This is a genomic window from Pelosinus propionicus DSM 13327 (genome assembly GCF_900114615.1).
Classification (GTDB): domain Bacteria; phylum Bacillota; class Negativicutes; order DSM-13327; family DSM-13327; genus Pelosinus; species Pelosinus propionicus.
Window position 1 is genome coordinate 64,043 of the sequence record NZ_FOTS01000025.1, and the last position, 9,840, is coordinate 73,882.

The 9,840-nt window shown below is 40.1% G+C and carries 7 protein-coding genes; 1 reads left to right on the plus strand and 6 read right to left on the minus strand.

The annotated features are described in order from the left end of the window. Positions 1–16: 16 nt before the first annotated feature. The 5 genes from BMZ99_RS14315 to BMZ99_RS14335 are packed head-to-tail and all read right to left on the minus strand — an operon-like array spanning position 17 to position 7,291. Positions 17–784 (minus strand): dihydroorotate dehydrogenase electron transfer subunit, encoded by a 768-nt coding sequence (locus BMZ99_RS14315; protein ID WP_090938518.1) that lies wholly within the window; start codon positions 782–784, stop codon positions 17–19. Continuing rightward, positions 777–3,998 (minus strand): carbamoyl-phosphate synthase large subunit, encoded by a 3,222-nt coding sequence (carB, locus tag BMZ99_RS14320; protein WP_090938521.1) that lies wholly within the window; start codon positions 3,996–3,998, stop codon positions 777–779. Before carB ends, BMZ99_RS14315 begins: the two co-directional genes overlap by 8 nt. 2 nt (positions 3,999–4,000) lie before the next feature. After that, on the minus strand, positions 4,001–5,065 hold the full coding sequence (carA, locus tag BMZ99_RS14325) for a glutamine-hydrolyzing carbamoyl-phosphate synthase small subunit (RefSeq protein ID WP_090938524.1): 1,065 nt from the start codon (positions 5,063–5,065) through the stop codon (positions 4,001–4,003). Then, positions 5,062–6,351, minus strand: a complete 1,290-nt coding sequence (locus BMZ99_RS14330) for a dihydroorotase (protein WP_090938527.1) — start codon at positions 6,349–6,351, stop codon at positions 5,062–5,064. The genes carA and BMZ99_RS14330 overlap by 4 nt, the downstream gene beginning before the upstream one ends. Continuing rightward, a complete protein-coding gene (locus BMZ99_RS14335; protein WP_090938530.1) occupies positions 6,335–7,291 on the minus strand; it encodes an aspartate carbamoyltransferase catalytic subunit in 957 nt (318 codons plus the stop codon). The genes BMZ99_RS14330 and BMZ99_RS14335 overlap by 17 nt, the downstream gene beginning before the upstream one ends. Positions 7,292–7,961: 670 nt before the next feature. On the opposite strand from BMZ99_RS14335, the gene mmdA reads away from it, so the two are divergent. After that, positions 7,962–9,491 (plus strand): methylmalonyl-CoA decarboxylase subunit alpha, encoded by a 1,530-nt coding sequence (gene mmdA / locus BMZ99_RS14340; protein ID WP_090938533.1) that lies wholly within the window; start codon positions 7,962–7,964, stop codon positions 9,489–9,491. A gap of 71 nt (positions 9,492–9,562) precedes the next feature. Here the strand turns inward: mmdA and BMZ99_RS14345 are convergent. After that, positions 9,563–9,840: IS3 family transposase (locus BMZ99_RS14345; protein WP_139214773.1), on the minus strand; the 278-nt coding region annotated here is incomplete at its 5' end.

Below are 9,840 nucleotides of genomic sequence, written 5' to 3' on the forward strand. Positions count from 1 at the left end.
GTATTCTCTTCGTTGCTCACGCCATCACCTCCTGTGCCCAAAAAACCGGACCATCCGAACACACCTTTTTTCGCGTTCCATTTTTTCCAGCACAAGTGCAGGATAAACAACCGCCAATACCACAAGCCATATAATCTTCCAAGGATACTTGGCAAGGAATATTATGCTTTTTAGCAACTTTCGCTACGCCTTCCATCATAATACGGGGCCCACAGGTATAAATCAGATCAAATGCTCCATTCTTTAATACTTCTGGCAATACATCTAATGTCACACCACAGCTACCTAACGTACCATCATCTGTAGTAATGTGGATTGCATCGCACTTGCCATGAAACATATCCGCCCAGAACATCTCTTCTCTAGTACGACCGCCCATTAGTATTTCTATAGGATGCGGACATAAGGCGCCAGCTAAAAACAATAGCGGCGCCAGTCCCATTCCCCCTCCAACCAATAATGGACGTTGACTTTGCAGAGCAAAACCATTCCCCAGCGGTCCCATACAATTCACGGAATCTTCGCTAGTCAAAGCCGCCAAACAAGCCGTGCCTTGGCCAACTACACGGTATATGGTGCTTATCGTGCCAGCTTGCCGATCTGCGTCTGAAATACTGAGAGGGCGGCGTAATAAAGGATGATAGGAATCAGATACCCTAACATGGAGAAATTGACCTGGTACAGCTTGCGCTGCAATTTCAGGTGCGTATAACACCAATTCTTTGACGTTAACACCAATTTCTGTATTGCGCACAATCCGGGCCTCTACCACCATCTTAGGCAAGACTATCCCCTCCACCCACGTAATCTTGTATTGCTAAAACATAAGATAAGCGACGTTCCCGCATAAAAGTCAAAACCTCCAACACCGCTTTAGCAGTATCCATAGAAGTAAAACAAGGAATAGCGTGCTCTACCGTTGCTCTGCGAATCTTATATCCATCTCGTTCTGGTTCTTTACCATGAGTCAATGTATTTATAACCATATTAATTTTTCCCGTTTTAATCATTTGTATAATATCGGGTTTATGCTCATGCACTTTATCTACAAGAGTGACAGACAGCCCTAAGGATTGCAGATGTTTTGCTGTTCCGCCAGTAGCTACTAAATGATATCCAAGATCAGCCAGGCACTTAGCAAGTTCTCCGCCTTCTTGTTTATCTTTATCCGCTACGGTAAATAATACCGTACCATATTCTGGTACATTCATACCTGCACCAGTGATCGCTTTGTATAAGGCTCTGGCATAATGATAGTCAATACCCATGACTTCACCAGTAGATTTCATTTCTGGTCCTAGGGATATGTCAACTTGCTGCATCTTCGAGAAGGAAAATACAGGAGCTTTTACTGCAGTATAAGGCTTTGCTGGCAACAAACCAGACTTATAACCAAGAGATTTCAGACTTTCTCCCATCGCTACCCGTGTAGCTACATTTACCATCGGCACATCTGTTACTTTACTTAAGAAAGGAATTGTACGGCTGGAGCGTGGATTTACTTCAATTACATATACGTGCTCCTCGACTACTACATATTGAATATTAATAAGTCCCTTTACATTAAGCCCTACGGCCAGTCTAGTCGTGTAATCCACAATGGTATTAATCACTTTTTTCGACAAAGTTTTCGTTGGATATACAGCAATACTATCCCCAGAATGCACTCCGGCTCGTTCCACATGTTCCATGATACCCGGAATAAAGACATCTTTACCATCAGAAATGGCATCTACTTCTACTTCTGTACCTTGCATATAACGGTCCACTAGCACCGGATGCTCTGGTGATGCTTTTACCGCTCTAGTCATATAGTCTTTTAATTCTTCTTCCGTATAGACAATTTCCATAGCACGACCGCCTAATACATAAGAAGGTCTAACCACTACTGGATAGCCTATCTTATTGGCTTCCGCAACTGCATCTACCCCGTTTGTCACTGTAGATCCTTTTGGTCTAGGTATATGGTTTTGTTCAAGGAGCTCATCGAACCTCTCCCGATCTTCCGCACGATCAATGCTATCGACACTGGTTCCCAACACCTTGACACCAGCCTTTGCTAAAGGCCCTGCTAAATTGATCGCAGTCTGCCCACCAAATTGCACAATAACGCCTTCGGGTTTTTCTTTATCAATAATATTCATTACATCTTCTGGAGTAAGAGGTTCAAAGTATAGGCGATCGGACGTATCAAAGTCGGTACTTACTGTTTCCGGATTATTATTTACAATAATCGATTCTAGTCCCATTTCTCTAAGTGCCCAAACCGAATGTACAGAACAATAGTCAAACTCTACTCCTTGACCAATACGAATGGGCCCTGAACCTAATACCATCACTTTGCGCTTATGGGATACTGTTACTTCATCTTCTTGCGCATAAGTAGAATAATAATATGGTGTAACCGCTTCAAACTCAGCAGCACAAGTATCTACCATTTTATAACAAGGAACAATATTTTGCGTTTTGCGGGAAGATCGGATTTCTTCAATAGTACTCCCCGACAATGCTGCAATCGTTTTGTCTGTAAAACCCATTTTCTTGGCTTTTAACATACGTTCCGAAGTAATTTCTTGTGTTTGCAGTAACACTTCCATCGCAACAATGCCTTTGATCTTATTCAAGAAGAAAGTATTTACATTTGTAATCTTGTGAATCTCATTTACTGAAATTTCTCTCCTCAATGCTTCTGCGATCACAAATATGCGCTCATCATTAGCTACGTTCAATTTTTTATGTAATTCTTCAGTTGATAATTTCGCTATTTCTGGAATTTGCAAATGATTGACTCCGATTTCTAGAGAACGTACGGCTTTTAACAAAGCACCTTCAAACGAACGATCAATCGACATCACTTCTCCGGTAGCTTTCATCTGTGTTCCTAAGATCCGATCAGCAAACATAAATTTGTCAAAGGGCCAGCGTGGAAATTTAACTACTAAATAATCTAACGTTGGTTCGAAGCAGGCCATTGTTTTTTTCGTAACTGCATTTTGTATTTCATCAAGATGATAACCAATTGCAATCTTACTTGCTACTTTTGCAATGGGATAACCAGTGGCTTTTGAAGCCAAGGCACTTGAACGGCTTACACGAGGATTTACTTCAATAACATAGTATTGGTTACTATGAGGATCAAGGGCGTATTGTGCATTACAACCACCTTCAATTCCCAATTCTCGAATTATTTTCAGGGATGCCGTTCGCAGCATCTGATACTCGTGGTCACTAAGTGTTTGCGATGGCGCTACTACAATACTATCGCCCGTATGAATACCTACTGGATCAAAGTTTTCCATATTGCATACTACAATACAATTGTCTGCCGCATCTCGCATAACTTCATACTCAATTTCTTTCCAGCCAGCAACACTGCGTTCAACAAGTACCTGCCCGATCATACTGTATTTTAATCCACGAATAACAACATTAATCAATTCACTTTCGTTATTGACAATCCCGCCACCAGCGCCTCCCATGGTATAAGCAGGGCGCACAATAATCGGATAGCCGATTTTACGAGCAAATTCACAAGCACTTTCTACATCTTCTACGGTAATACTTTCTGGAACAGGCTGGCCGATGGATTGCATTGTTGCTTTAAATAGTTCACGATCCTCAGCTTTTTTAATTGCTTCCAATGAAGTTCCTAATAGTTCTACATTAAAGTTGGCCAATACACCGTTCTCATATAAATTAACAGCCAAATTAAGACCAGCCTGACCACCTAATGTTGCCAGAAGTCCATCGGGACGTTCTTTTGCAATAATCGCTTCTAGAAAATCGGGAGTTAAAGGCTCAATATATACACGATCTGCAACATTGGTATCTGTCATAATCGTAGCTGGATTACTGTTCACCAACACGACTTCCAATCCCTCTTCTTTTAGAGCACGGCAAGCTTGTGTACCTGCATAATCAAACTCAGCCGCCTGACCAATTACAATTGGACCAGATCCAATCACCATTACTTTTTTAAGATATTTCTTTTTCGGCATAACTATACTCCCTTCGGCAACAGCGCCATAAATTCATCAAACAAATAGGTATTATCATCGGGCCCTGGCGATGCTTCCGGATGATACTGCACCGAAAATACAGGTAATTCTTTATGACGCATTCCTTCTACAGTATTATCATTTACAGATCGATGAGTAATCGATACATCAATATTTTCCAAAGAAGATTCTTCTACTGCATATCCATGGTTTTGAGATGTAATATGTACTCTGCCTGTCAGTAAGTTCTTTACAGGTTGATTGGATCCTCGATGACCAAATTTCATTTTATAGGTATCGGCACCTAACGCTAAGGCTATCAGCTGATGCCCTAAGCAAATACCGAATATCGGTTTCTTGCCAATTAACTCTTTTATCGTTTCAATAGCATAAGGCACATCTTTAGGATCGCCTGGGCCATTTGATAAAAATATACCATCTGGATTTAGTTTTAAAAGTTCCTCAGATGTTGCATCTGCTGGTAAAACCGTCAATTTGCAGCCAAGATTATGAAGGGAATTTAAAATATTTTGTTTTATTCCAAAATCCATTACCACAATGTGAGGTCCATTGTTTTCCATCACATAAATTTCTGGAGTGGTTACTTCTTGTACTTCTTTTACTTCAGGTACTACTGCAAAATATTTTTTTATGACTTCGTCACTAGCATCATCAGGAACAATAACTCCCTTCATCGTTCCGTTCGAACGAATACGTCGGGTAATCGCCCGAGTATCCACTCCATATATGCAAGGAATTTTATTCTCGGTCAAATATTGTGTCAACGTATTTTCACATTGATAATTACTAGGTTCTTCACAAAGCTCACTAATAATAAATCCTCTTACAAAGGACTTTCTTGACTGCTGAAACAACTCTGCTACGCCATAATTTCCAATCAAAGGATAGGTCAAGGCTACAATTTGCCCGCAATAAGAAGGGTCCGTTAATATTTCTTGATATCCAGTCATACCTGTATTAAATACTACTTCACCAACAGCAGCACTGTCCCCTACTAGTTTTCCATAAAACACGGACCCATCTTCTAATATAAGTTTTCCTTTCATATACACACCTTACCCTTACGCATCACGAATTTACCACTTACTAAGGTGGCAACCGCTTTGCCCTTTAGTATTTTTTTATCAAATGGAGTATGCTTGCCTTTTGTATAAAAAGCACTGCTATCTACAGTCCATTCTAATTCAGTATCAATAACAGTGACATCTGCTGGTGCACCTACTTTTAAGCTGCCTGCCTGAATATTTAGTATCGAAGCAGGAGCAGTTGACATTTTTTCAACAATCTCAACCAATGTAAATTTTCCGGTATGATAAAGATCTGTCAGAATAACTCCCAATGCTGTTTCAAGACCTGCAAATCCAGGCGGTGCCTGTTTAAATTCAATATCTTTTTCTTCAAAGGCATGAGGTGCATGATCTGTCGCAATGGCATCCAAAGTTCCATCTTTTAACCCTTCTAACAAGGCAGCAACATGATCTGCCGAACGTAAGGGCGGATTCACCTTAGCTGCTGTACTAAAAGTTTTGACCGCTTCATCTGTTAGCGTCAGATGGTGAGGCGTCGCCTCAGCAGTAACTTTTACACCCCGTTTTTTTGCTTGACGAATCAATTCTACTGCCCCTTTGCTACTTACATGAGCGATGTGCAGCTGAGAATCAGTGTACTCTGCAAGCATGATATCTCGAGCCACAGCAATATCTTCTGCAACGGAAGGACGCCCCTTCATTCCTAACATAGCCGAAACGGCACCTTCATGCATTACTCCCTCATCCACTAGAGATTCATCCTCTGCATGAGAGATCACAGGGCATCCAAACATATCTGTATATTCCAGACCTATTTTAAAAAGCTTATTGTTATCCAAGGAGCTTCCATCATCTGAGATAGCAACCGCTCCAGAAAGTATCATATCACCAATTTCAGCTAACTCTTTTCCTTGCTGCCCTTTGCTTAAAGCACCAATTACCTTTATATTGACGATTCCTTCTAACTGGGCTCTGTGCAATATTCCTGAAACGATAATTGCCTGATCTACTACTGGCTTTGTATTTGGCATGCAAGCAATGGTAGTAAATCCTCCTGCTGCCGCGGCTTTCGTGCCTGATGCAATATCTTCTTTTGCCTCTAAGCCTGGTTCTCTCAAATGTACATGCATATCTACAAAGCCCGGGGTAATCACTAATCCTTGGGCATCAAAAACATCGACTCCAACGGTACTTAAATTCTCACCAATTTGCGCCACAAGACCATTTTCAATAAGCAAATCGGCTACCTGATTATAATTCTGAGTAGGATCAATAATGGTTCCACCTTTAAGCAGTAGTTTCAATGTTCTTACCTCCTGTCAGCACTAAAAACAAAGCTGCCATTCTGATTGCCAACCCATTCTTTACCTGCTCCTGAATAACCGATTGATCACAATATGCTACATCAGGAGATATTTCTAGACCTCGGTTCATAGGCCCTGGATGCATAATCAATGCATCTGGCTTTGCTAAGTCCAGACGCGTTTGATTAATACCAAAAATTCGAGCATATTCTCTTGCTGAAGGAAATAATCCTTTATGCTGCCGTTCTCGTTGAATGCGCAAAACATTTACAACATCAGCTCCCTCAAGAGCCTCTTCTACCCTATTATGCACATGTACTCCAACTTCCTGTATGTAATAAGGCATTAATGTTTTAGGCCCTGCTAAATGCACTTCGGCTCCCATTTTCAAAAGCCCCCAAATATTGGATCTAGCAACTCGGCTATGAAATATGTCACCAACGATGGCTACTTTTAATCCTTCAAGTCGTCCTTTAACCTCTTTTATTGTAAACATGTCCAATAACCCTTGTGTAGGGTGCTCATGAGCACCATCTCCAGCATTAATGATTACAGGTGAAGCTATATTGGCTGCATATTGCGCAGCCCCTTCTGCTTCATGACGCATAACAATTACATCGACACCCATCGCTTCAACCGTATATAAAGTATCTCTTAGACTTTCACCCTTCGTCACACTGCTAGCACTAGCAGTGATATTAACCACATCTGCTCCTAAGTATTTACCTGCTAATTCAAAAGAAGTGCGTGTTCGGGTACTGGCTTCAAAAAACAAGTTTACAATTGATTTACCTCTTAATGTAGGCACTTTTTTAATATCTCGATCAATGATTCCCTTCATTTGGCATGCTGTCTCTAAAATTAATCCTATTTCAGGCACTGTCATCGTTTCAAGACCTAAAATATCTTTGCCACGTAATGATATTTGGCGTTTACTCACTGTGACTCCTCCTTATATAAAAAACTCCTTACTATGTACGCAAGGAGTTTCAAGAACAACAAGACAAACTTGTGCCAAACAAACATCCTTGCCAAACTCTCTGGATTAGCTTAAAGGATAGTATTTGTATTTTTTCTATAGAATACGCCCTACCAATTTAAATTGCAATTCGATTTATATTTATGCATTTTTATCTCATATATATACTATCAAATTAGTGAATTGATTGTCAATCCTTTTAAAGAAACATAAAAAACCTTCTTACGTGATGACGCAAGAAGGCATAAATATACGCTACTCTATTACATGTCTCCTTTGCGGCCTCACAGGACCACCTTAAAGGCAGTATTCTATTGAATACACTATATCAAACCAGTGTATATTTGTCAACAATTTATCCATTACATATATGATCTTAGTCTTTTTTATTCATGAATCGCAAAATTTAACATTCATTATAGAACAGATATAGTTTTTGCAAATTGAGATGCATCTTTCCTCCTTCCCCTCAGTCTTACTCTAATTTAACCACATACTTGATAAATAAATTTTTCTTTGTTATAATACAACTATATTTTAGTACCAGGTGTTAATATCTAGTTATATTATCTGATTGCAAATGATAGATGTAAGATTCCATCTTTGCAAAATATTGGAGGCAATTAACAATATGACAACTGTTTTCGAAAAAATTAATGAGTTAAAAAGGAAACAAGAAACAATTATGCAAGGCGGAGGAAAGAAACGTATCGAAAAGCAGCATGCAAGCGGTAAACTTACCGCCCGTGAACGTATTGAAAAACTTCTTGATCCCAATACCTTTATTGAGTTTGATCAGTTCGTCAAACACCGCTGCAATAATTTCGGCATGGAAGATCAGGAAAATCCCGGTGAGGGAGTTATAACTGGTCATGGCACAGTCAATGGCCGTTTAATCTTTGTATTTGCACAAGACTTCACCGTAGTGGGTGGTTCCCTAGGTGAAATGCATGCAGCTAAAATTGTCAAAATCCAACAAATGGCATTAAAAGCAGGAGCCCCCATTATTGGAATTAACGACTCAGGCGGTGCTCGAATTCAAGAAGGTGTTGATGCACTAGCAGGATACGGAGATATTTTCTTCAATAATACTATGGCTTCAGGGGTGATACCGCAAATTTCAGTTATTATGGGCCCGTGTGCTGGCGGGGCAGTCTATTCTCCTGCGCTCACAGATTTTATTTTTATGGTGGACAGAACCAGTCAAATGTTTATCACAGGGCCGCAAGTTATTAAGACGGTTACTGGTGAAGAAGTCTCTGCCGAAATACTAGGCGGCGCAATGGCTCACAATTCTACATCAGGAGTAGCCCATTTTATTGCTGCCAATGATGAAGATTGTCTAGAGCAAGTCCGTTATTTATTAAGTTTTTTACCAAGTAACAATCTTGATTCTTTACCTACATACGAAACCACAGATGCACCTAATCGCATGGATGAAGCCTTAAACACTGTAATTGCTGATGCCCCTTCGATTCCCTATGATATGAAAAATATTATCAAAATGATTGTTGATATTGGTGAATTCTATGAAGTCCAACCGTTTTTTGCACAAAATATCATCACTTGCTTTGCTCGCATGGGTGGTAAAAGTGTAGGAATTATTGCAAGTCAACCTAAAGTAATGGCGGGATGCATGGATATTAATACATCTGATAAGAGTGCGCGCTTTATCCGTTTTTGCGATGCCTTTAATATTCCTTTAGTGACTTTAGTAGATGTCCCTGGTTTTCTGCCTGGCACCAGCCAAGAATATGGCGGAATCATTCGTCATGGCGCTAAAGTCTTATATGCCTATTCCGAAGCAACCGTTCCTAAAATTACTGTTATTACCCGTAAATCTTATGGCGGGGCATATATTGGTATGTGCTCAAGACACCTAGCAGCCGACATGGTATTCGCTTGGCCAACAGCAGAAATTGCCGTAATGGGGCCTGCTGGAGCCGCTAATATAATCTTTCGAGGCGATGCTGAAGTCGCAGAAAAAACACAAAAATACGTAGAGGATTTTGCAACACCTTACAAAGCTGCCGAACGAGGCTTTGTTGATTGCATTATTGAACCTAAAGAAACGAGACCTCGCATAATCGAAGCTATAAACATGCTTAAAACAAAAAAAGAAACGAGACCCGCCAAAAAACACGGTAATATCCCTCTATAAAAGTCAAAAGCTCTACATCCATTTCGTTGAACTGGTACCTAGAAATAGGACATTATAGAAAAAAGCCTAAATTAAGCCACAATGAGATGATCCCGATATTGAATCGGGGTCATTTTTTTTAATCCCCATTGATAGCGATGACAGTTATAGTATTCAATATAATTATAAATGGTTTCTTTAAGGTCGTTAAAAGTTTGACAGCTTTTAATATCGACTTCATCCTTCATATGACCAAAGAAAGATTCCATGGATGCATTGTCTAAACAGTTTCCCTTTCGGGACATAGACTGCTTGATATGTAAGTCTTTTAAGGAAAGTTGAAAGTCTGGATGTGTATAGTGAAAGCCCT